We start from the raw sequence: 22,738 nt of genomic DNA on the forward strand, positions 1-22,738 counted from the left end.
TTGAGTCGGAAGCATTTCGGTGAGTCAAAGGAACTCTTAACTGGCAACAGAAGATTTCCTAACTCATTTAGGATTGCGACATCAGTTTGTTTCTCCCCTCATTCACGCTTAATTGTTATCCCTATCACAGAGAAAAAGCGGGAGGACGGAAGCCCCGTATTTTTAAATCGGGGATGAAGTCCGACACGGCGAATTCATTCGCCGTCATTTCCTCTGGTTTTCAATATAGCGTCGAACCGTTTCCTTATGTCTCCTACCAGGACTTTTTTCCGTCGTTTGGGCGTCCAGACTAAATGGTAATTTACCATTTAAACCGAGTGATTGCTCTTTCTATATTGTTGCATTGAAGGTTGGTTTTTGTGCTATACTTGTTTTGTTGATGACATAGCATTAACGACAACATCCAGTCAGTCATGATTTTAAGCTACGTCTACAAAATACGTCCATCTGGCAGTCAGTCTGTCAAGATGGAGTCGTGGCTTAATATGCTCAGAAGCCATTACAACTGGTGTCTGGCTGACCGAATTGAAACTTATCGACAGCAGTTCATCCAAGGCGCGTACTGTAACCTAAGAACCCAAGCAGAAGCCTATCCACTGACCTGCTGTATCGTCAAAAATGGAGCAACAGGAAACCCTTGGCAAAATAGCGGCAAAAAACGCAATTCTGGCACAATTCAAGACGCTGGATTGGTAGACCTAAAAGCTGCCCGCCCTTGGTACAAATCAATTGACTCGGACGTATTGCAACGTAACATTGCTCGGTTGAATACTGCCTATAAAAACTTCTTTGATGGACGGGGTTTTCCGGCATTTAAAAACCGCAGTAATTTCCGGTCGTTTGAATACAAACCTGGTCGGGTTAAGTTTAAAGGAAACAAGGTCTATCTGCCTAAAATTGGCTGGATGCGCTTTTTCAATTCCCGTCCTATACCCGATGGATTTGCCATCAGGAGTGTGACAATCCGCCGCCGAACCGATGGATGGTTCATGAGTGTGCGACTAGAGGACAAATCAGTCCCAATGGCTGCACCTCTACCAACATCCGAAGTAAAAACGGCGGTTGGGCTGGACATGGGTTTAACCAAGTTGGTGCATTGTTCTGATGGGAGTGATATTCCCAATCCAAGGTTTGCCACTAACCAGAAGACTAAGCGAATTCTTCGGATTCGTCAGCGCCGCGTCAGCCGGACTAAAAAAGCCTCGGTGAACCGAAAGAAACGGGTCGCTTCAGTTACCAAGCTGCACAGCCAAATAGCTAACCGCAGAAATGCTTACCAATGGCAGGTCGCCAATAAACTGGTCAAAAAAGCCGACGCGATTGTCGTAGAAGATCTCAACATTCAAGGAATGGTGAGGCGGTGCAAACCCAAGCCAGATGAAGGAACTGGACGTTTCCTACCCAATGGTCAATCAGCCAAGCGGGGTTTAAATCGTTCTATTTTGGATGCTTCGTGGGGAGAGCTAATCTCCAAGATTCAGTACGTGGCTGAGAAGTCAGGAAAGGTCTTGCTCAAGGTGAACCCGCGAGATACATCCAGAGAGTGCAGCGTTTGTGGTCATATCGATAAAGCCAACCGGGACAGAGAACGGTTTATTTGTAACAGGTGTGGTCATTTTGACCATGCTGATCAACAAGCTGCACGAAACATCAAGCGTAAAGCCGTTATTGAGTATGGCTTGAAGTTAATTAAGGTACCCACGGACTGTGGGAAACCCAAGCAGCTAACCCTGTTTGAAACGCTAGAGCCATGAATTAACAGTTGCTTTAAGGAGAAAACACGACACCCTTCAGGGTAAACGTCGTGTGCCTGGGAACTTGGGAAGACAATTAGGACTGTTTTCTCAGGATATGTGGAATGTGAGTTCCGCTCCAATCCCCCTTTTTCTAAAAGGGGGAGTGTCAACTGTTCTATAACCACCTTTCTGGTAGCATTGGGGTAAACAGAAGCAGGTGACAAATTGGAGGTGAAAAATGTGCGAGAAAATCTCTGTCAAGAATCAACCAGTAGTCAAGCATTACGAACTGCCCTTATAGAAGATCGTTTTTGCTTATACTTTCAACCGATTTTCCCTCTCCGTCAGGGTGAAAAAGAGGGTCATGTTCACAAGGAAATTTTAATCCGAATGGTGGGACAAGATGGCAGGATCATCCTACCCAACTATTTTCTTCCCTGTGCCGAAAAATCAGGATTAATGCCATCTATTGATCGTTGGGTTCTGGAATCATTTTTCAATGGTATTTACCACCCTAGCAAATGTATGGGCTGTTGGGCAAGGGATTATTATTGTGGGTGTATTATTGCATTTAACCTTTCCGGTTCCAGTGTTAACGATGACAGCTTTCTAAACTTTCTCGAAAATGCCGTCAGCAACCATCCTGTTCCGCCCAGCAGTTTAGTCTTTGAGATTACCGAAACGGTAGCATTAACCAGCTTGGACAAAACTCGGAAATTTATCCAGCGCTTGCAAAACCTAGGTTGTCAGTTTGCCTTGGATGATTTTGGTACAGGTATGTCGAGTTTAGCCTATCTCAAGGAATTACCGTTAGATTTTGTCAAAATCGACGGTATGTTTGTGCGGGATGTAGTGTACAATCCCATCTCTGAAGCCATTGTCTGTGCTATTGTACAAATGGCTAAGGCGAAGCAAATTAAGACCATTGCCGAATACGTCGAAAATGTAGCGATTCTGGAACGATTGCAGGCGTTAGGTGTAGATTATGCCCAAGGGTTTTACTTAGGTAAACCTACCCCTATTCTCAAGAGAACGCCTATTTTTTAGGTAAATCATAAAATAGAGGAACTTCTATTTTATGTTCCCTGTTCCCTGTTCCTGACTTTCGCCCTGAAGTTGACGAAGTAACTTATAATGATTGGATAGCATCGTTTCTACATTCGGCGGTAAAAACGTAAAGTGAATATAAAACGAATTATCATCACTGGGTTTATCTAACACTTTGGCATAGATATCCTCATTCACCGAAATTAACCGATCATCAACAAGTAAATTAATCTTGATATTTGTCAAAGGAGCCATGACTTGTTCTGAGCGAATCTCGCCACCTTTGGCAGAAATTTTTACTAAAGTTCCCCGAAAAAATAGATCACTGACATGCTTGCCATCCAAAAAAGTGTAGTGTAAAGGAATCGGCTCGACCAACGGCATAAATTGTTCTTCAGGTTTAGTTAAAAACAAGGAGTAAGGTTTACCGATTCCCCCCACTTCATAAATCGGAATGGGCTTGGGCAATCCCTTAGGTTGAACCCGCATCTTTCCATCAATTCTTACCCCAAATCCAGCCGCATTTAGAGTAGACTGAGAAATCAGAATTTGACTGTCTGTTGTATAGGATTCGATGCGATAGGCTAAATTAACCTGAGAGCCCACCACTCCATATTTCGTCCGTTTCGATGACCCAATATTGCCAACGATAACCTCCCCCGTATTAATACCAATGCCCATAGTCAACGGCGGTAAACCCAGAAGCTTCATTCGTTCATTGACAGATGTCATTGCCAACTGCATCGCCACTGCACAAGCAATGGCGCGGCGGGCGTCATCTTCACGAAGCGTCGGCGCACCAAAAAGAACTAAAATTCCATCCCCAAGAAACTCATCAATTGTGCCTTGGTATTGAGTAATAACATCCGTCATCGTGCCAAAGTAAAAGTTGAGAATGTTCACCACCTCTTCTGGCGTTAAACGTTCAGTCAGGGCAGTAAACCCCCTTAAATCCGACGTTAAAATAGTAACCGTGCGCCGTTCACCACCGAGTTTAGCCCCCGAAGGGTTTTCTAAGACATTCGCAACAACTTCAGTGGTGAGATAGCGTCCAAAGGTTTCGCGGATTTTACCCACTTGATGGGCAAGGTAACTGGTGATAGCCATCACTGAACCCGATAAAGCCAGCAGAGGCGGAACCACGGGAATCCACCATCCGATCAAAAACGCTCCATAACCACTACCCGCCACGATACCCCCTGCCAGGATCAGTCCCGAAAAGCGTTGTACAGATGCCCGTCGCAGGTTCACCTGATACCGTCCCTGCCAGGTTAAAATAGCGCCTACAGTAGACCAGAAAAAAATCCACAGGTTTTCTTTGAGTTGAGACCATGTTTGAATTAGAGGACGCCCTTGTAGCGCGGCACTCAGGATTTGACTGGTAAGATTGGCATGCAACTCTACTCCAGACATACGTTCGGGCAAAGCGAACCAACTGCTACTGTAGGGTGTAAAAATCCAGTCTTGGAAACTCTCACCCACAAAGCCGATCAGAATAATGCGATCGCGTCCCCAATCTGGAGGGATACGATCCTCAAGCAGATCATGCAATGAGATAGTCTCAAAGTGTTCCTTGCTACCTCGATAATTCAATAAGATTTGGTAGCCACCGTCATCCGTGCGGACATAACCCCCATCATTTTTTTTGAAGCGAGAAAACGTGCTTTTTCCTAACTGCCAGGTATTGGGTTCGCCTGGTATTGGTTGGGGGCTAATTCCTTGAGCATCAAGATAGAGAAGTGCTAGATAAAATCCAAAACTGGGAATCACATTTCCATTGGCATTTTCAACTTGTAAGAGTGCGCGTCGAACTTTAGTATCGGCATCAAAGATGACATCATTAGCGCCCACTTGCCCTTTCGCTTTCAACACTGGGGGGGCGGCGACAGCATCCTGACGCTTATCCCCAACCACTTTCTCAATCCCCACCAGATTAGGGGTTGTTTCAAAGATGCGAACTAATTCCTGATGACCCGGTTGTACGGGTAAATCTCGATAAACATCCAGACCAATAGCTTTAGGGTTATGGGTTTTGAGTTTAGCAATAGCTTGGGCATAAATCTGATCCGGAAGAATCGATCGAGAAAGTTGCCCAATTTTTTTCACATCCGCCTCATCAATCCCCACAATCGCAATTCGTTGATCCAAGGGTTCGGAAGGACGCCAACGCATATATTGGTCATAGGCTGCCCATTCCCAATTTTGCAGCATCCCAATCCACCGCAGGAGAATGATCAAACCTGTAACCGTTGGGCTAACTATCCAAACGCCACGCCATTGCCAAAGCCACCGCTTACAGGATTTATACATCTGAGTTTTGACCCTTCACTGCGAGAGTTTACTCTTTTAACTCTCTCATCGCCTCAGCATCTTCAACTACCCCAACTTACTCCGTTCCGCCTTGAGGCGTCACTTCGTTGAAGTTAGGGATTGTATCTTGGCTCCACCTCAGCCCTGAATACCTCAAGCGGTAATCAGTTTTGGTTTCATCACCAGACACATCAGGGACGGCTGAAATACGCCCCGTACTCTCCCACTCTTGGCGAGAGAGTAACACTCTAAGTGCAACATTCCTGGCACCCACTAGATCGGCATGGAGCCTGTATCCGCATTGCTGACACACAAAAGTTAGACCCTTGTTGGGTCTATTTTCTTTAGATGTGTGACCGCAGCACGGACAAGCCTGAGAAGTGTAATGAGCATCAACTTTAACTGCAATACTACCTTTAAGAACAGCCTTGTAGTCGATGAAGCCGTGCAATTCGGCAAAAGACCATCTAGCCTTATTACTGTTAGCTCTGCGTTGTTTCTTGGATGCTTTTGAAGCTTTTCTTCTCTGTCTTGTCCGCTCTCGGATATGGGTTAAATTCTCTAATCCGATTAAGGTTCCAGGTGTTACAACTTGGTTGGCAATACGGTGATTTGTGTCAGCGATAAACCGTCTCTCCCGTCCAGATAGTGCAACTAGTCTACGAGTTGCACTACGGGTGCCTTTACGCTGCAAAGACTTTCTCGCTTTTGCATAACGAGAAGCCTTATGCCTCACATAAGAGCCACTGAAAAACTGAGTCTTGTTTCGGGTATCTGCGGCAACGGCAATATAGCGCTGTCCTACGTCTACTCCAACAACTCTATTGATGTCGTTTGGGGTCAGGTCTAGTACTTCTAATTCCAAGCTCACTAGCAAGTAGTAAGTCTTGGTGGGCTTCGAGTACCAAATTTTCCCAGCTCCAATCTTTACTACTCCAGACTGAATCATTTCCATATGTTTGGAGTAGCCTTTGTAATTCACCTTGATGCGACCTGTAGTCGTGGTAATACCAACCTGACCGTCTTTGGTGAATGAATAATCTCTTTGGTAGTTTAAAGTGCAGGTTCTAGAAACAAATTTAGGCGGTACATCCAACCCCTTATACCGCTTCTTTGTCCGACCTGTTCTAATTGCCTCCTCGTTTTGCTTAAGTTTTGTTCGCAATGCCTTGTAAGTCGCCCCAACTTGCCGAGGAACGTTACAAGCCATTTGAGACGGAAGGTTAAACCTTTCGCGGAGCCTGTAGTAGACTTGTTTCTGAATCTTCGTTCCGTTATATATTTTGCCCATTTCAAAGGCAACAGCAGACGTGTAATTCAGAGCGTCCCTATATGCCAAAGAAGTCACTCGGAGCCGTTCTTTTTGCTCCTGAGTGACTTCTAGCTTTAATTTGGCGGTTAGGACTTGCTGCATAACATTTTCACGAACTTGCTATATATTAGCCTTCTCGTGAATTGGTATCAAGTGGTCGCTGAGCCTGCCGAAGCGTGGTTCGGATGCCGGAGGAACGGAGGCATCCCGCTATCCCTCCCCACCCTAAGCATCGTTCGCTATACGCTCACTCGCTTCGAGGATGGGGAATCCCGCGATTCTGTTGAGTTTCAACCGCACAGGAGTGAACCAAACACTCAATGGGAATATTGTCCAACTCCACCGATGTTAACAATTCTTGCATCTCATCTGCGATCGCGGAGTCATGGGGAAATTGTTGATAGAGTCGAGCTAAAATCATCAGCGTTTCTGCCCAAATCATTTCTTTGGCATAGTTAGAGGCTTCGTCTTGAAGACGTTGTTTGATCTGTTCGGGTTGATTTACGAGTGCATCAAGAAGGGTTTGCAGTTCTGCGGGTGGGGTGGTTCCGTTCTGAATCGGTTGACGCTGGATTAAACCTCGAACAAAATGATCCTTACTGCGATCATCAGGGTTACACACTAATGCCAATGTCCAACTATACCTTGTGTCAGTTGCCAGAGAGATGTGATCAGGAAGCTTGAATTCTAAAATACCGGGTATTTGGGTTAGGGGTATTTGTGTATAGTAGTAAGTTTCCTGGTTTTCCTCGTCCACAAGCAGAAAATCGGCTGACTGCGCTTGTGTTGGGGGAATATACCAAAACAAGCTGGGGTTGGAAGATATGGTAGTCGTTAGATTATTCATTGGCGTTAGCGCCGTTAATCGTGTCTTTCCGGTAACACAAGCTATACCCCTTTGTCCGCCCCCGCCGGTTCTCTGGGGTGCGCCAATATTTTCTCCTGGAGGAAACTTTAAACTAATATCGAATGACTGGGCTTTGATTCGAGGTGCAGCGAAAGCCAACGCCAACCCGAAGATTAGCGTAACCGTACCGAGATAGGTAAAATGCTTAAGACCACCCATGGTATAACCTTCTTCTAATCTAGTCTTGAGATCTATTGCCACAGTCGCTTTCAACGTATTCGCGGGAGTCCTCACCCTCAACTCTCGTAGGGTGAGGAGGGATAGCGGGATGCCGGAAGAATGGAGGCATCCAATTCTTGCCTAAGCTACACATAAGCCATTATTTCTCCTGATTAACTCAACTTTACTAGGGGCAAATTGACCAATACGTTTCCATGTGTAGTCGCAAACGGAAATATTTTTAGTCTTTTGAGTGTCGGTGAACCCACCAACATAGCCAATGTAGACTTTTCCGGATTTCTCTGCTCTTACCAAATCACCAATCCTTAGACCAAATGGTGTAATCGTTCCACCCTTACGCTTCCTTACCCCCGACTTATCCGGTACTTCAAAGTGTAATTGACGACGGAAGAACCCATACTCTTTCCCCCGCTTCACCGCACCAGGACGGGTGATGGTTTTAAATGGGGAAGGGGTCACGTTAACGCTACCCTTGTGGGTGTAACCGTATGAGTTAGAACCAGCGAACGGGACATACTTGAGAAAGTACCCGCAAGCCAGTGTCACCCCATCAACCGCGTGAGTCTCCGGTTTAGCTATGGACTTGTTAGCCTGATCCTTCTCTAACCCCAGTTGGGTTCGGAGTTGAGACGTGCCGTTCCCATCCTTTTGCCAACCATGCCGGACATAGACAGGGGCGATTTTTTCCATCTGGGATATCGCCCAATTCTGACCCGTCATCACCGGAGAGAAGCCCTTACCCGATTTAGCACGTTTGCGTTGGGAAAGGTCTATGTCGGCTCTGACCCGCTCATAACCAATCGCTGTCACCGGGAAGATAGCCGCCAATTCCATAACTGTCCGTAACTCCAACTGCCGGGAGGCTTTAATGGATGGGGGTATTTTGTGACCTTTGCGATTATCAAACCTGCATTGCCGATGGTTACGTTGCCTGAATGGGTCATCTCGGTTAATCCGCCGTCCCCGTCGCCCCCGTCGCAGCATGGCGCGGGTTTCCATCCGTTTCTTGACCCGCCCAAAAGGGAGGATCAGGTGTAGTTGTAGCAGGGTACATTTAGCGGACTGGACACCGACACCGGAGTAGGACTTACAAGGGAGCACTCCAACAGCAATTGGTTGCACCTCCTCAGCCGATGGTGATGTGGTGAGCTGGAAATAATAGACGCCCAGGTCTGACCATTTCCCCACTGCCTTACCTTCTTTGACCCACCGTCTAGCCCTGGAGGGTTTGGTAGGCATCAGTGGTTTTCCTTCTTTGCTAACTACTGGAACACGATTCATAGAGATAATCCATTCGTGTAAATGTTTACGTCTCTTAAGGCATTGATAGGGGTGTGTCCTGGACTTAGAGGGTGCCTAGAGATTCCTAGACCTACATTTAAGCCAAGCTAGAGAAATGCTTGGAAGTGGTTATCCCCTACCAACTTATGCCCTATTCATGACTTCCTGGCAGGTTCCCTCTGCCAATCCGCGTCTTCACGAAGTAAGGCGCGGTTCATGAATCTAAGCCATGACGGTTGTCTTCACCGCTAGTTCCTGTCATCAGTTACGGCAAGACTAATGACTAACGACTAATGACATGTTAGTTTGAACCTAGCCAGCCTATTGAGTGTCTCTGATGAAACTTGCGATCGCACAACTCAATCCCACGATTGGCGACTTAACCAGCAATGCCCAAAAAATCCTTGATGCGGCGAATCAGGCGGCGCGTCAGGGTGTCCGCCTCTTATTGACCCCTGAACTATCCCTGTGTGGATATCCGCCGCGAGACTTGCTATTAAATCCCAGTTTTATGGAGTCCATGACAGAATGTCTGGACAACTTAGCCCAACAGTTACCCTCAACCCTAGCAGTTTTGGTGGGAACAGTAACAGCGAATCCCAAAGCTGAGAGTTCGGGAGGTAAACCTTTATTCAATAGTATTGCCCTGTTAGAGGGCGGTAAGGTACAGCAGGTGTTTCATAAGCGCCTGTTGCCAACCTATGATGTCTTTGATGAGAACCGCTATTTTGAAGCCGGAGTCCAGAGTAATTCATTTACCTTAGAGGCACACTCAGCTACCCCAATTAAAATTGGCGTGACGATTTGCGAGGATCTGTGGAACGATGAGGAGTTTTGGGGGAAGCGTACCTATCAGTTCAATCCCATTACCGACTTAGTCCAGCAAAAGGTTGATTTGATTGTCAATCTCTCCGCCTCGCCCTATAGTGTGGGCAAGCAGCAACTGCGGGAAGCTATGTTGCAGCATAGCGCTAGGCGTTATCAGCAACCGATTCTCTACGCTAATCAGGTGGGGGGAAATGACGACTTAATCTTTGATGGGAGTAGTGTGGGATTTAACCGCGCCGGGGAAATGGTTTGTCGCGCCCCTGCCTTTGAAACCGATGTTTTGCTGGTAGACTTTGATCCTCTCCAACGGGATTTACGCCAGAGTGCGATCGCACCCGCCCCAGAGAGTATAAATGCTCAAATATGGTCGGCTTTAGTTCTAGGGGTGCGAGACTATGCCCGCAAATGTGGCTTTAAACGGGTGGTGATTGGTTTGAGTGGGGGAATTGATTCATCCCTAGTTGCTGCCCTTGCTACAGAAGCCTTGGGACCAGAAAATGTACTTGGTGTTCTCATGCCATCCCCCCATTCCTCTAAACACTCCATCGATGATGCTCTAGCTTTAGCCAAGAATTTAGGGATTAAAACTCATACATTGCCCATTGGCGACTTGATGCAGGGGTATGACCAAAGTTTAGAACCCCTATTTGCCGGCACCGAATTTGGCACAGCCGAGGAGAATATTCAAGCCCGGATTCGGGGAAACTTGTTAATGGCGATCGCGAATAAGTTTGACTATCTGCTCATCTCGACGGGGAATAAATCAGAGATGGCGGTGGGGTACTGTACTCTCTATGGGGATATGAACGGTGGATTAGCCGCGATCGCGGATGTTCCCAAAACCCGCGTTTATTCCCTCTGTGAGTGGCTTAATTCTACCCAAGCTAAGGCATGGGAAAGCCAAGCTACCCCAAAGCCATTATCGGATACCCAACTAGAAATTATTCCCGCCAATGTCTTAGCCAAACCTCCAAGTGCTGAACTCAAACCGGATCAAACTGACCAAGACTCCTTACCGTCTTATGACATCTTGGATGATATCTTACAACGCCTGATTCATGACCATCAATCTGCCCACCAAATCATCGACGCCGGACATGATCCAGAGATTGTCCATAAAGTGATGCAAATGGTAGCACGGGCAGAATTTAAGCGCCGCCAAGCACCACCAGGATTAAAGATTACCGATCGGGCATTTGGTACCGGTTGGCGGATGCCTATAGCTAGTCGTTGGGTCGCGGTTAAGGAATCTATCTAACGATAGATCTAAAACTTTATTATCTTGAATAAATCTTAATTTTTATTGAGGATTGTGTACTTTTCACTCAAGAATCCCTCAGAAAAAGGTGAAGATCAAAGGGAATACAGAGCAACCCCATTCCCAATTCTCCCCTTTCCCATGAAGATTCTGATAGTCGATGATGATCCAGCGACAGCTTCACCCCTGATTGAAGCACTCACAGCCCATCAATACACCATTGAAGCAGCAACGAATGCTGATTATGGACTGGAACTGGCTCAAACCTCTCACTATGACTTAGCCGTCTTAGACGTCACGCCTCAAAAGCTAGATGGGATTCATCTATGCCAAAAACTGCGCCATCAGGGTTCTCAAATGCCGATTCTCCTCGTCAGCCCTAAGGGGAGTAGCGCTGATCGCATTCGCGGATTAGAGGCGGGTGCTGATGACTATGTAATTAAACCCTATGATCTGTGCGAATTGATAGCGCGAATTCGGGCATTATTGCGGCGGCGTCACTCCACAATATCAAAGGTGTTGACCTGGGAGAAGCTGCGGCTAGAACCGGATACGGGTGAAGTGATGTATAAAGGAAAATTATTACACTTAACACCCAAAGAATACGGATTGTTAGAACTATTCCTGCGTCATCCTCGACGTATTTTTAGCCGCAGTGCTATCCTCAATCACATTTGGTCGAGTGATGAATTTCCCGGTGAGGAAGCCGTAACCACCCAAATTAAAGGGTTGCGGCAAAAGCTTAAAGCCGCCGGGATAAAAATTAATTTAATTGAAACAGTATACGGCGTAGGGTATCGCCTCAAAGATGCACCCACTCAGGAACAAGAAAACAAAAAAATCCGGGAAAATGTAGAAATCTCTCATGACACGTCTGAAGCTAAAGTCATGGCGGCGGTTGCCAAAATCTGGCAAAAGTTTAAAGAAAGCCTCCCGGAAAAGCTAGACGTATTTAGGCAAGTGAGTTTAACCCTGGCGACAGGAACCCTGAATCAGCAACTCTATGAACATGCCAAAATGGAAGCACACCGATTAGTTGGCTCATTAGGATCGTTTGGTTGTGCAGAGGGTTCTCAAATCGCACGAGAAATCGAACAGCTTTTGCAGACTCAGACAAAAGCAACGCCGCCAGACGCCCAAAAGCTAAAACATTTAATAGACTCACTCCAACAGGCGATCGCAACCAAACCCGCCCTTGTTCAGGTGGCGCCCCCTGTCTGTGATCCGCCAACCTCTTCCACTTCCCCAGCCCAATTATTAGTCATTGACGATGATCAGATCCTCACTCAACATATAGAAATCGAAGCAAAAGCCTGGGGATTGCAGGTGAATAGCGCCCCTCACCCTCAAGCCGCCAAACGAGCGATCGCGCTACATCCTCCTGATGTAATTTTGCTGGATCTCACCTTTGCTGACACCCAAGAAAACGGCTTTGAACTCCTAGCAGAACTCGCTAACCAACACTCAGAAATTCCCGTTTTCATCTTTTCCAGTCAAAATCACCTCAGCAGTCGCGTAAAAGCCGCCCGTCTAGGTGCTGCTACCTTTTTACAGAAACCCATGACTCCCCCAGAAATTTTGCACGCGGTGACTCAAGCGATTAATCAGCAGAAATTGGGGGAAGCTAAAGTCTTAGTCGTGGATGATGACGAGCAAATCCTCGCCCTGCTGCGCCACTTGCTGCAACCCTGGGGACTAAAGGTGACTACGTTGGCACATCCCCAACGCTTCTGGGATGTTCTAGAAGCCGTATCCCCTGACTTACTAATTTTAGACGTAGAAATGCCGGAATATAGTGGCATAGAGTTATGTCAAGTGGTTCGTCATGACTTACGCTGGAGTAACTTACCCGTGCTATTTCTCTCCGCCCATACAGAAGTGCAAACGGTGCAGCAAGTTTTTACAGTCGGTGCTGATGATTACGTGAAAAAACCGATAGTAGAGCCTGAACTCATTACCCGTGTGTTAAATCGGCTAGAACGTCGATCCAGTAGTAGCAGTTAGGCAAAACGTTGTCCGATCGCTTTGAGCGCAAACTGCGGTAAAGCCATCATCCGCCGCCAGCGCCAAGGTTCTTGATAGAGTCGATAGAGCCATTCCAAATGATGATTCCGCAACCAGACAGGCGCACGGGATTTAACCCCAGCCCAAATATCAAAGCTACCGCCAACGCCAATCCAAAGGGAGCGAGGGCACAAATGTCGGTTTTGAGCAATCCACAACTCCTGACGGGGAACCCCTAAACCGACAAAAATTAATGGCGGTTGTTCTTTTGCTAATCTAACTTTGAGTTGATCTTCAGCTTCTGGGGAAAGATAGCCATCTTCAATTCCTGCGATCGCGAGTTTCGGGTATTGTTCTTGCCATATCTTAGCCGCCGCTTGAGCAATACCCGGTTGACCCCCATAGAAAAAAACCGGATAAGACTTACCCCATTCTCCCGCCTGTTGCAGTAACGATTCTGCCAATTCAATTCCTGGACAACGCTGCTGTCGGATACCGTGGAGGAGTAAGTAAAGGATAACACCTGAACCATCAGGGACAACTAATTCCGCTTGTCGGATTGAACTTGCCAAAGCTGGATTACACTCCGCCTGCATTACCATTTCTGCGTTCAATGTCACCACATGACACCCCAGGTTTTGCCCAAGGCGATTACCCAACCAGCGATCGTACTCTTGGAGTAGGTGAACAGGTAGTCCCATAACAGGGAACGGCTTCGGGATCTCACACATAATCAGGTTGTTGCTTATTCTCCCATCAAATTAACACTTAGCAGACTATCTGATCCGGACGGTGAACGCTAGCCTTTGGTTAAGATTGATCAAGCTGCTGCAAAAAATGAGAAGAGACGCGATACTTCGCGCCTCTGAAATCTATCTCTACTGGAATTTGCTCACTAGATGGCTCTTTTTACCAAGCGATCTGGGTACAAGCCAAGCGGTGTGAAGGGGCATTCCCACTACCCTTGAACCCACTTGTCTGTTACTTCTGTTATAGGAGAAAATCTGTAAAGATAGGAACAATTTGGGCTAATCCATTTTAAAGATTGCAACAAGATAGTCTTATGTCTTATGTCCTTTGTCCTTTCTCCCCGATATGTCTGCCTCGTATCCCATCCTTTTTCTGGATGCGATCGCACCGCGAATGTTAAATTAGGGCTGTTCCCGCTTATCCTTCAACCCAGACATGCTTAAACCTGAACTCCTCGCCCCAGCGAAGAATCTGGAACGCTTAAAAGTCGCCATTGCTTATGGTGCAGATGCGGTGTATCTAGGGGGACAAAACTATGGATTGCGGGCGCGTGCAGATAATTTTACTGACTCTGAGTTAGCTCAAGGTGTGGCATTTTCCCATCAACATGATGCCAAAATTTACGTCACACTGAACGCTTTTCTCCACGATGCAGACTTTGAGGGACTCCCCGACTATTGTCAGTTTCTGGAATCTATTGGGGTTGATGGGGTGATTGTCTCAGATTTAGGCGTTATCCGAGTGGTGCAAAGGAATTCAAATCTACCTATTCACCTCTCCACTCAAGCATCTTGTCTCAATTCCTACAGCGCCCTTTTCTGGAAAAAAATGGGAGTCAAGCGCTTAATTGTCGGTCGAGAACTCAGTATTGCTGAAGCGGGTTTAATTGGAGAACAATCTGGTATTGACGTGGAGATGTTTACCCACGGTGCAATGTGTATGGCATATTCTGGTCATTGCACAATTTCTAATTTTACCGCAGGTCGCGATTCTAACCGGGGCGGATGTATCCAATCCTGTCGATTACCCTATCACTTACAAAGTCATGACGATAAAGCCGATAATTTGGTCAGCTTCATGTCTTCTAGAGATTTGTGGGGAATTTATCAGATTGGTGAATTTTTTAACCATAATATTTGCTCCTTAAAAATAGAAGGACGGATGAAATCCTCCTTCTATGTCGCCCTCACCTGTAAAGTTTATCGTCAATTAATTGATGCTTATGCAGTCGGCACATTAGATGAACAGCGCCTCAGCCAAGCCGCAGCAGAACTGCAATCGATTCCTAACCGAGACTATTTTTCAGGTTCCTTAGAAACACCAGCCGATAAGGATTCAGTCTTTGGACAGTTATCGGGAATTAATACAGGAACTCACTCCTATTTAGGCATGGTTATGGATACAACCTCCCAAGAGATTATTTTACGACTCGTTGAACCCTTGGTAGTCGGTGATGAAATTGAAATTATCCCTTTTCATGGAGAACCGATAGGGTGGCAAGTTAATCAGATTTTTTCTATGACAGGTGAACGGTTAGAATCGATGCGAAAGGACAGTATTGTTCGCTTACCCAAGCCGGATGACTCCGTGCGATCGCATAATATCACCAAATTAAATGTCGTTCGATTCACCCGTTCCCCAGGGCGAAGCATTCTTGGCAAAAACTTAGTCCGAAGAGTATAAAGTTTATCCAAGAATGCTTCGCCCATTCCTCCAAATTTAACGACAAATTACAATGCAATTTAATACATTTGTTTCATCAATTCAGGATTTAGGGTATTGTGTCAAAGCCCCCAATTTACAAGAAGTATTATTAGAACCAATACTATTAGCGCGACAGGGACAATTATCAAAAGCGAAGGTACATGATTTAGCCAAACAAGCTTGGCAAAACGAACTGCGCCCGGTACTCGTCTGGGATCTGTTAATGCCAGAACGGGTAATGAGAATTATTTGTAATCATTTAAAGGATTGGCAACTCAGTCACTTTAGTGCAATTCGTGTCTGCGATCCTGGCGCGGCTTATTGGCTTAAAACTCATTTTCCTGAGATTCCCATCCAGTTAATTGTTGAGACAGGGAATCACAATCTGGAGGCGTTGCAGGGATGGTGCGAGATTCTTTCGGAGTCGTTGGAACGGTTAGTGTTATCGATTGAACTACCGGAAGAAAAGCTAATTGAATATTGCCAAACTTTACCCGTTACCTGTGAAGTGCTGGGTGTCGGATCTATTCTTCTATTTTACTCGCCGCGATCGCTCTTAGTAAACCCGTTGCTGGAAAGCCAGCATACAGAAGGAACAGAGGAAATCGATTCTCTATACCGATTTAACCCAGACTCCCCTCTTTATCTAGAAGCGACGGCGGCTTTTGCTGATAACCCTAATCGCTATTTTCCTACCTTAGAAACTGCCCATGGCACATTTATGTTCTTAGACAAAGATCAGTTTATTCTCGATCGTTTAGATGGGTTGCGTGAGGCGGGTTTACATACAGTGCGATTGGACTTACGACATCTGAGTCAGGAGGATAATGTCGCCGTTGATATTGATAAAATTTGTCGCCAAATCTTAGAAGATCCGGCAAAATTACGGGAAAACTGGTTCCGAGAAACACGCGCTCCTTTTTTCAAAGCGAATCGCACCACCGCATTGTTCCCCCGGATGAAATCAAAACTATCTGAATACCGAAATGACACCTGTTTAGCGGAAGTTATGGCTGGCGAAAGTGGTAAATATGTCGTTTTTTATACCTGGCGTTCCTTCGAGATTTCACAGATTCAAAGTATGGTTTTGCCAACGGGTGAAGCGATTGTTCCCCAAGATGTTATTTTTCGCAACATAAACGGCGAACCTCTTGACAGCTTTGAACCCGAACAACTTTTAGTTACCGACTGGATTAAAAAAGCCGTACCAGGTTCTCTTTTGTTGGGAAAAAATTCTTGATAATTCAGACATGTAGGGGCGGGTTTGACAGATAACAGTTTGCCACCAACTGATAACGTGACTAAACCCGCCCTTCTAGAGTGCGATACCTTGATAAGGGCGCAAGCCTTGCTGAGAATGTCTAATCCATACTTTCGCTTCAAACAATTCACCGTCTTTCACGATCGCTGTGCGATGAAGGTCGGCACGGATGGTACACTGTTAGGGGCATGGACGGATATCACAGGGGTGCAAAGCATTCTGGATATTGGCACAGGAACGGGTTTAGTGGCGCTGATGTTGGCACAGCGATCGCAGGCGCACATCGACGCCGTGGAAATTGACGCAGAGGCTTGCATTCAGGCGCAGGAGAATGTGGCGCGATCGCCGTGGCGCGATCGCATTCAGGTGTATCAGGGTTCTGTGCAAGATTATGCCACGACTTGCTCGAAGCGGTACGATCTGATTGTGTCTAATCCCCCTTTTTTTGACAATGCCAGTAAAGCGTCACAAAAGGCGAGAACCGTAGCACGACATAGTGATTCTTTGAAGCAATTGGATCTATTACAAGTGACAGAAAAGCTGTTGGGTGAGAACGGTAGGCTTGCTGTAATTTACCCCACTGAAGCAGCCCAAATTTTCCAAGAAAAAGCAGAACAATTCGCTTTTTTTTGCCGCCGCAAACTCTCTGTTAAACCGACCTTAGCCAGTCAAACTAAACGAATTATACTGGAACTGGGAAAACATCAGTTATCCTCTCAGGAAAACGTTCTCGCGATAGAAGCCACCAGACGGGTTTATACCCCTGAATTTATCAGCTTGATTAAAGACTTTTACCTTAAGTATTAATTGGAATATTATATAGATTAAAAATGATAAGACAAGACGCGCCATGGCGCGTCTACAACTCCGGCAGAACGTCTCCACCAAATGATGTGTCCTAACCGCTATGGCGGTTGCTATATAACCATAGCCATAAGCCGGATGCCTGTTAACTTCGTAGGTTGGGTTGAGGAACGAAACCCAACTAGAACATAGGAGCTGAAACTATAGTGAAACTCGTTACCAAGATTGAGTCTAACTTTAGGCTGATGAGAATCCTGCAAATAATAACCAAACTAGAAATATGTGGAATAATCAAAATCCCCCAGAATTCGAGCATGACGGTTTTCCCCATCCCCAACAAGATGGGGCAGATAACACATCTCCAGACACTGAACAGGAAAGCCTTGACCCTAATCTATCGCCAGAGCATATAAAATCGACCAAAAAATCTTTGAAGCGCATCTATATCACTCTCCTAATTATTGGTTTACTTTTAGGAGGAGTGGTATCTGTAGGAGTTGTTATCGCCCTTGATCGCATGGGATTGACAGACGCTCCAGCAGATGTGGAAGAGACTGAAATGCCCTATTAAGCCGAATAGTGCTGAAAAGCGTGCATTTTTGGGTCGCCGAAACCCTTGATATACCGTAGGGTGGGCATTGCCCACCAGCTTGATATACCGTAGTGGACTGACACAGCTAAAATTGTGGAATAGATTTGACGGTGAAATTGGGCGCACACCGTGCGCCCCTACAATACTAATCCACCATTTTAGGTGTGCCACGCTAGGAGGGTGGGCATTGCCCACCAGCCAAAATTTCAGTACTATTCCTCTTAAGTCAGTGTCATTCCTATTAAGCCTGTCGCGCCTCAAATTAGATAGTTGTGCGCTCAGTACGTTATACGCCAAATGAGGTAGTATAGGATAATCTCACCGAAAAAAACTAAACCTGCCTCTACATGAATAAGGGCGGGTTTTGTTGTTCCTTTATCGGTGGGCAAGGGCGGGTTTTGTTGTTCCTTTATTCCAGCAGTAGCGGGTTTTAGTCCCTAAACCCGCCCCGACAATTCCTAAACCCGCCTCGACAATTCCTAAACCCGCCTCGACAATTGGCTGATGAATTACGACAAACTCGATCCAGAACTCTATCCCACAAAACTTTATCTGAGTCCGGAAAAAGATGAACTCTTTGAAAAAGGAGTGTGGCCCAAGCCGTTTGTCTTTAACCAGGATGTGGTCAATGTTTTCGATAATATGATATCCCGTTCAGTGCCTCTGTATCAAGAGGTGCTAACCTGTGCCGCTCATTGGGCTAGGGAGTATTATCAACCGGGAACGCGGATTATAGATGTTGGCTGTTCTACGGGAACATTTCTGGAACTACTGGGGCGTTTCTTGAAGCAAAACGCTACGCTGGTTGGGATTGATAATTCTCAACCCATGATAGAGAAAGCGGAGCAGAAGTTGGTTCAGATTAAACAGATACATCAGATTCAATTCATCTGTGATCAGGCAGAAAACTGTTCCTTTGAGAATAGTAGCGTTGTTGTTATCAACTACACCCTACAATTTTTGCCGCTACAGGTGCGTCAACTCTTGCTCCGAACTATCTACGAAGGATTGGTTCCAGGTGGCTTACTCTTCGTAAGTGAAAAGGTAAAGTCACCCTATCCCCAATTTCAAGAGACAATCACCCGACACTACGAAGCCTTTAAAGCTCATAATGGTTATGCCCGTACTGAAATTGAACGCAAAAAGGAGGCGCTAGAGAATGTGTTAGTGCCTTTAACCGAAGCCCAGCAGGTGCAAATGTTGTATGATAGTGGCTTTAATAGCGTTGATTCACTGATAAAATTACATAACTTTATTTCCTGGGTGGCTCTCAAGTAAGGGGAATTTAGAGGAGGAACCACAGCAACCCAAAAATCCTCTGTGTTCTCCGTGCCTCTGTAGTGCTTTATCTCAATAAACAATGACAAATTCTGATATTGGTTATATACCCCCTGATTACCTAGACTGCTACCCCGAAACGTTAGCACGAGAGGAAATTTTCTCAGTACGCAAAGAGCGACAATCTAAATTATTTGCCCCTCAAGTGAGTCAATATCGGGAAGCGGTGCAGGCGGTTCAGGACATCCACAGTGATTGGTATGACTTCTCTGATGCTGTGGTCAAAGTCGGTCGTGCTGAGGAACTCACCGCCGCACAACAGCAGCGATTTTATCACTCGTTGCAAACCTTTTGCCCTTGGAAAAAGGGACCATTTGAACTGTTTGGTATTACCATTGATGCTGAGTGGCGTTCTGACTGGAAATGGGCGCGAATTTTGCCCCATATCCATTCCCTGAAAAATCGTCGGGTGGCGGATATTGGCTGTCACAATGGCTATTTTATGTTTCGCATGGCTGATCAGGAGCCGGAGTGTGTGATTGGGTTTGAGCCAGTTCCTAAGCACTTTTGGAACTTTCAGATTATCCAAAATATTGTTCAGCAATCAATGCTGACGTTTGAGTTATTGGGGGTTGAGCATATTGATTTTTATCCTGATTTCTTTGATACGATTTTTTGTCTAGGGATTCTTTACCATCATCGAGATCCGATTAATTTATTGAGTAAACTGCGACAAGCCCTAGCACCTAAGGGAGAAATTGTGATTGATTGTCAGGGAATTCCCGGGGAACTTCCTGTTGCGTTGACTCCTCGCAAGCGCTATGCTCAAGCACGCGGAATTTGGTTTTTGCCAACTCAATCTTGTTTGGAGAATTGGCTAGTACGGGCTGGCTTTAGTCACATTCACTGTTTTTTTGCTCAACCCTTGTCTGTGGAGGAACAGCGCCGCACGCCTTGGGCAAATATCGATAGTTTACGAGAGTTTCTGAATCCTAATGACTTATCTGTAACGATAGAAGGCTATCCCGCACCATGGCGCTATTATGTAATTGCTCGTAAAGATTAAACGTGATTTTGCTTGTTTTTATGAGTGCAGAAAACATAAATCATAAAATGGAGTATTTAGTAGCGAATGTTACTTTTTTGGGGAAATACCAGTAGATGATTTGATGGCTGAATCAGTGGTCTAGGGATTCTGTTGAATATACTATAAACCTCGTGCGATCGCGTGTAATATCGCTCGCTCAGAATAACCAATCCGTTTAACCGAGGCGACAATCGTCTCTATCCCTTGCACCACAAACATTACAGCCGATAACGCTAGACGGTGCGATCGCGGTTTTGAACTCCTATACCTGAGATTAATGACAAGGGAAAGAACTAAGCTTCAACAGCCTTGATTTAAGATACTACAAAAACGCTACAGGTCTCTCAGGTTTTGCACCCGACTCAGTAGAATAGAAACCGTTAAGATTACCATCTCAGCCATAGATGAGAGGAGGTTGCGATCGCGAAGTCTGTTTGTAGTACAACTCAAGACGCGCCAAACTCTTCCTGTAATGCTTCATCATTATCATCCGCGATCGTGGCAACGATAGTAATCGCCCGAGAAATTTCTCCTGGCGATAATTCAGCCACCGTGCGCGACGATAACACCACCACTTGATCATCCACAATGCCAAAACGGGCTTCAAAGGTATCTGACCAGTTCATCTCCAGAAGTCTACGCATCAATTCGGCTTCTTTTTCAGCCGGGAGATTCAGCACCGAAGACCAAACGGTAAACGTATCCTCATCTGTAGAACCTGTCAATTGGACAAAGACTTCAACGCTACCATACTTAAACTTCCAGAGATAGCCTTCATCGTTATGGCTTACCATCGCACTGTCATCTTGCTCCAGGCTGGAGATGACTGTTTCGATAGTTTCTACATAGTTGACGGTAACCTGATCTTGGATAAACTCAGTGGAGATGATCTCTTCCGTTGACAAGCTTTCTGTAGACACCGTTTCTGGATTCGATTTTTTAGTGGTCATAGACGTTTCTCTATAGCAGTTGACAATTGTATATAACACAAGGCGTGGTATTTACCTAATCTGGCAATTCATCTCACGCCATAATCTTGATTTGGCGTCTTGATACGTGGGAGTAGCCCCAAGCTTATTTTATCGGTTAATCCCGATGACTTACCTCCAAAGACCCAGATCCCCGACGTCTTGAAGAAGTCGGGGATCTTAATTGCCGAGAACGATTCTACACCGTAGCGTCTTCAGGCTTATAAGCAATCCAGTACTTGCTCATAAAGTGGTTTTGAGTTGTAATTGCCTCAAAACCCGCCTGAGTCAGGCGTTCGACTAAATCATCGGTAATGTAGTGTCTGTAGTAGGGTTCGTGGAACATAGCAGGGAAGTTTTCCATCATTGGCATGAATTGGGGAAAATCAATCGCCTGAATAGAGTCACAGATAACAAACACTCCTCCCGGTTGAATGACGCGGAAGCATTGCTCAATGATGCGCTGACGTATAGAAGGTGGTAGTTCGTGGAAGAGAAACACGCAAGTGATACCGTGGAAATAATTATCCCGATACGGCAACTCCTCCGCCTTAGCCTGCATCAGTTGCGGTAATTCCCCCGGAATCTCCGATAAGAGTTGATTGGCTTTACGCAAATAAGCTGGGGATAAATCTGTGCCAAATAGAGACGCTTTTGGCAGCATTGCCCGAATCATCCTTAAAGTCCGACCCGTTCCACAGGCTACATCAAGAACCTTAATTTGTTGAGCAGGAACGGTATCAAACGCCTTGAGTCCTTCCTTTAACGGTGCAAGTACACGCCGCCGCATCGGATCAGCCCCACCATTAAACAGAAGTTCTACCTGCAAATCATACAGGTTGGCTGAGGTATCACTCAAGTAGCCATCGGTTTGGTAATGGAAGTTGCGCCGATAGTAGTTTGGATAATTTTCGATATCAATCTCTGGCGAGAACTCCTGATATTTATTCTGATTGACCCTCTCCCAGATGTTCAGTAAATCCAGGCACATCTCTGGATAGTAGCGCAAGAAGTCTTCCCAAGGGTTATCAAACAGCAGGCTTTTAGGATACACGCCCCGCTCCGCATCCTGCCAATCGGTTTCCAGAATCTGCTCGAACTTTTGCCAAAGTAGTTGCAGGATTTCTGGAGAGAGGGATTTGGCTCTAAGCTGATTGATTGGAGGATTAATCAGATTCCGTAGTTGTGATCCTGTGTTTTTGTGTGCGAGTGCAAACGCCGCTTTTCCTTGCTGGAATGTTTGATATGCCAGTTTTGTCAAAGTATCAGACATGAGTCGTGAAGCTTGTTGTTACCTGATTGTCATTTATTAAGTATTGTAACTAAAAAATTAGAAAACTTCACAGAGTCAATCCTAGAGTTGAGGGGAGATGTAGGCAAAAAAAAGCCACCCCTAGGGATGGCTTTTTTTCTCATTTTGTGCTATTTTCT

General features: G+C 45.8%; 17 protein-coding genes and 1 pseudogene. 10 read left to right on the forward strand and 8 right to left on the reverse strand.

Annotated features, from left to right (window positions below; all coding sequences use genetic code 11):
• Positions 1 to 221 precede the first annotated feature (221 nt).
• A pseudogene (locus RIM23_RS12330) lies at positions 222 to 308 on the reverse strand (transposase); the annotation flags it as partial.
• A 105-nt stretch (positions 309 to 413) separates the two neighbouring features.
• On the opposite strand from RIM23_RS12330, the gene RIM23_RS12335 reads away from it, so the two are divergent.
• The gene (locus tag RIM23_RS12335; RefSeq protein WP_446367453.1) at positions 414 to 1,754 is read left to right on the forward strand and encodes an RNA-guided endonuclease InsQ/TnpB family protein; all 1,341 of its coding nucleotides are present in this window, start codon (positions 414 to 416) and stop codon (positions 1,752 to 1,754) included.
• A gap of 222 nt (positions 1,755 to 1,976) precedes the next feature.
• Positions 1,977 to 2,783 carry an EAL domain-containing protein gene (locus tag RIM23_RS12340; RefSeq protein ID WP_446367455.1) on the forward strand — a complete coding sequence of 269 codons (807 nt, stop codon included), beginning with the start codon at positions 1,977 to 1,979 and terminating at the stop codon, positions 2,781 to 2,783.
• Between the two features lie 24 nt (positions 2,784 to 2,807).
• Here RIM23_RS12340 and RIM23_RS12345 read toward each other — a convergent pair whose 3' ends face one another.
• The 4 genes from RIM23_RS12345 to RIM23_RS12360 all read right to left on the reverse strand — a co-directional run bounded on the left by RIM23_RS12345 (position 2,808) and on the right by RIM23_RS12360 (position 8,773).
• A complete protein-coding gene (locus RIM23_RS12345; RefSeq protein WP_446367457.1) occupies positions 2,808 to 5,093 on the reverse strand; it encodes a CHASE2 domain-containing protein in 2,286 nt (761 codons plus the stop codon).
• 76 nt (positions 5,094 to 5,169) lie between these two features.
• A complete protein-coding gene (locus RIM23_RS12350) occupies positions 5,170 to 6,507 on the reverse strand; it encodes an RNA-guided endonuclease InsQ/TnpB family protein (RefSeq protein WP_446367459.1) in 1,338 nt (445 codons plus the stop codon).
• Positions 6,508 to 6,652: 145 nt separating this feature from the next.
• The gene (locus RIM23_RS12355) at positions 6,653 to 7,525 is read right to left on the reverse strand and encodes a DUF928 domain-containing protein (protein WP_446367461.1); all 873 of its coding nucleotides are present in this window, start codon (positions 7,523 to 7,525) and stop codon (positions 6,653 to 6,655) included.
• A gap of 87 nt (positions 7,526 to 7,612) precedes the next feature.
• Positions 7,613 to 8,773 (reverse strand): RRXRR domain-containing protein, encoded by a 1,161-nt coding sequence (locus RIM23_RS12360; protein ID WP_446367463.1) that lies wholly within the window; start codon positions 8,771 to 8,773, stop codon positions 7,613 to 7,615.
• A 337-nt stretch (positions 8,774 to 9,110) separates the two neighbouring features.
• Here RIM23_RS12360 and RIM23_RS12365 point away from each other — a divergent pair, with 337 nt between their 5' ends.
• A complete protein-coding gene (locus RIM23_RS12365; RefSeq protein WP_446367465.1) occupies positions 9,111 to 10,859 on the forward strand; it encodes an NAD+ synthase in 1,749 nt (582 codons plus the stop codon).
• Between the two features lie 141 nt (positions 10,860 to 11,000).
• Positions 11,001 to 12,863 carry a response regulator gene (locus tag RIM23_RS12370; RefSeq protein WP_446367467.1) on the forward strand — a complete coding sequence of 621 codons (1,863 nt, stop codon included), beginning with the start codon at positions 11,001 to 11,003 and terminating at the stop codon, positions 12,861 to 12,863.
• Here RIM23_RS12370 and RIM23_RS12375 read toward each other — a convergent pair.
• On the reverse strand, positions 12,860 to 13,594 hold the full coding sequence (locus RIM23_RS12375) for a WecB/TagA/CpsF family glycosyltransferase (RefSeq protein WP_446367469.1): 735 nt from the start codon (positions 13,592 to 13,594) through the stop codon (positions 12,860 to 12,862). The two genes, RIM23_RS12370 and RIM23_RS12375, sit on opposite strands and share 4 nt — an antisense overlap.
• Before the next feature lie 454 nt (positions 13,595 to 14,048).
• Between RIM23_RS12375 and RIM23_RS12380 the strand changes: the two genes are divergently transcribed.
• From RIM23_RS12380 to cmoB, 6 genes are all read left to right on the forward strand, one after another.
• The gene (locus tag RIM23_RS12380; RefSeq protein ID WP_446367471.1) at positions 14,049 to 15,296 is read left to right on the forward strand and encodes a U32 family peptidase; all 1,248 of its coding nucleotides are present in this window, start codon (positions 14,049 to 14,051) and stop codon (positions 15,294 to 15,296) included.
• 52 nt (positions 15,297 to 15,348) lie between these two features.
• Complete coding sequence (locus RIM23_RS12385) at positions 15,349 to 16,557, forward strand: U32 family peptidase (protein ID WP_446367473.1); 1,209 nt, start codon at positions 15,349 to 15,351, stop codon at positions 16,555 to 16,557.
• Positions 16,558 to 16,674: 117 nt separating this feature from the next.
• Positions 16,675 to 17,385: a tRNA1(Val) (adenine(37)-N6)-methyltransferase gene (locus RIM23_RS12390; RefSeq protein ID WP_446367541.1), complete on the forward strand. Its 711-nt coding sequence runs from the start codon at positions 16,675 to 16,677 to the stop codon at positions 17,383 to 17,385.
• Positions 17,386 to 17,662: 277 nt separating this feature from the next.
• Positions 17,663 to 17,953 carry a hypothetical protein gene (locus RIM23_RS12395; RefSeq protein WP_446367475.1) on the forward strand — a complete coding sequence of 97 codons (291 nt, stop codon included), beginning with the start codon at positions 17,663 to 17,665 and terminating at the stop codon, positions 17,951 to 17,953.
• A gap of 525 nt (positions 17,954 to 18,478) precedes the next feature.
• Positions 18,479 to 19,252 carry a carboxy-S-adenosyl-L-methionine synthase CmoA gene (cmoA, locus tag RIM23_RS12400; RefSeq protein WP_446367476.1) on the forward strand — a complete coding sequence of 258 codons (774 nt, stop codon included), beginning with the start codon at positions 18,479 to 18,481 and terminating at the stop codon, positions 19,250 to 19,252.
• 82 nt (positions 19,253 to 19,334) lie between these two features.
• Entirely contained in the window at positions 19,335 to 20,318 is a 984-nt protein-coding gene (cmoB, locus tag RIM23_RS12405; protein WP_446367478.1) for a tRNA 5-methoxyuridine(34)/uridine 5-oxyacetic acid(34) synthase CmoB, read from the forward strand.
• Between the two features lie 467 nt (positions 20,319 to 20,785).
• Here the strand turns inward: cmoB and RIM23_RS12410 are convergent, their stop codons facing one another.
• Both RIM23_RS12410 and RIM23_RS12415 read right to left on the reverse strand, forming a co-directional pair.
• On the reverse strand, positions 20,786 to 21,289 hold the full coding sequence (locus tag RIM23_RS12410; protein ID WP_446367480.1) for a YbjN domain-containing protein: 504 nt from the start codon (positions 21,287 to 21,289) through the stop codon (positions 20,786 to 20,788).
• A gap of 217 nt (positions 21,290 to 21,506) precedes the next feature.
• Complete coding sequence (locus RIM23_RS12415) at positions 21,507 to 22,580, reverse strand: class I SAM-dependent methyltransferase (RefSeq protein ID WP_446367482.1); 1,074 nt, start codon at positions 22,578 to 22,580, stop codon at positions 21,507 to 21,509.
• Between the last annotated feature and the right edge of the window lie 158 nt (positions 22,581 to 22,738).

Origin of the sequence: Coleofasciculus sp. G3-WIS-01 (genome assembly GCF_040223135.1) — a bacterium.
Lineage (GTDB): Bacteria > Cyanobacteriota > Cyanobacteriia > Cyanobacteriales > Coleofasciculaceae > Coleofasciculus.

Excerpts from the sequence above, each read along its gene's own strand:
- cmoA (WP_446367476.1), top strand. The coding sequence starts at position 18,479 with ATGAATTACGACAAACTCGATCCAGAACTCTATCCCACAAAACTTTAT.
- RIM23_RS12390 (WP_446367541.1), top strand. The coding sequence starts at position 16,675 with ATGTCTAATCCATACTTTCGCTTCAAACAATTCACCGTCTTTCACGAT.
- RIM23_RS12360 (WP_446367463.1), bottom strand. The coding sequence starts at position 8,773 with ATGAATCGTGTTCCAGTAGTTAGCAAAGAAGGAAAACCACTGATGCCT.
- RIM23_RS12395 (WP_446367475.1), top strand. The coding sequence starts at position 17,663 with ATGTGGAATAATCAAAATCCCCCAGAATTCGAGCATGACGGTTTTCCC.
- RIM23_RS12345 (WP_446367457.1), bottom strand. The coding sequence starts at position 5,093 with ATGTATAAATCCTGTAAGCGGTGGCTTTGGCAATGGCGTGGCGTTTGG.
- RIM23_RS12365 (WP_446367465.1), top strand. The coding sequence starts at position 9,111 with ATGAAACTTGCGATCGCACAACTCAATCCCACGATTGGCGACTTAACC.
- RIM23_RS12415 (WP_446367482.1), bottom strand. The coding sequence starts at position 22,580 with ATGTCTGATACTTTGACAAAACTGGCATATCAAACATTCCAGCAAGGA.
- cmoB (WP_446367478.1), top strand. The coding sequence starts at position 19,335 with ATGACAAATTCTGATATTGGTTATATACCCCCTGATTACCTAGACTGC.
- RIM23_RS12410 (WP_446367480.1), bottom strand. The coding sequence starts at position 21,289 with ATGACCACTAAAAAATCGAATCCAGAAACGGTGTCTACAGAAAGCTTG.
- RIM23_RS12385 (WP_446367473.1), top strand. The coding sequence starts at position 15,349 with ATGCAATTTAATACATTTGTTTCATCAATTCAGGATTTAGGGTATTGT.
- RIM23_RS12335 (WP_446367453.1), top strand. The coding sequence starts at position 414 with ATGATTTTAAGCTACGTCTACAAAATACGTCCATCTGGCAGTCAGTCT.
- RIM23_RS12350 (WP_446367459.1), bottom strand. The coding sequence starts at position 6,507 with ATGCAGCAAGTCCTAACCGCCAAATTAAAGCTAGAAGTCACTCAGGAG.
- RIM23_RS12370 (WP_446367467.1), top strand. The coding sequence starts at position 11,001 with ATGAAGATTCTGATAGTCGATGATGATCCAGCGACAGCTTCACCCCTG.
- RIM23_RS12375 (WP_446367469.1), bottom strand. The coding sequence starts at position 13,594 with ATGTGTGAGATCCCGAAGCCGTTCCCTGTTATGGGACTACCTGTTCAC.
- RIM23_RS12380 (WP_446367471.1), top strand. The coding sequence starts at position 14,049 with ATGCTTAAACCTGAACTCCTCGCCCCAGCGAAGAATCTGGAACGCTTA.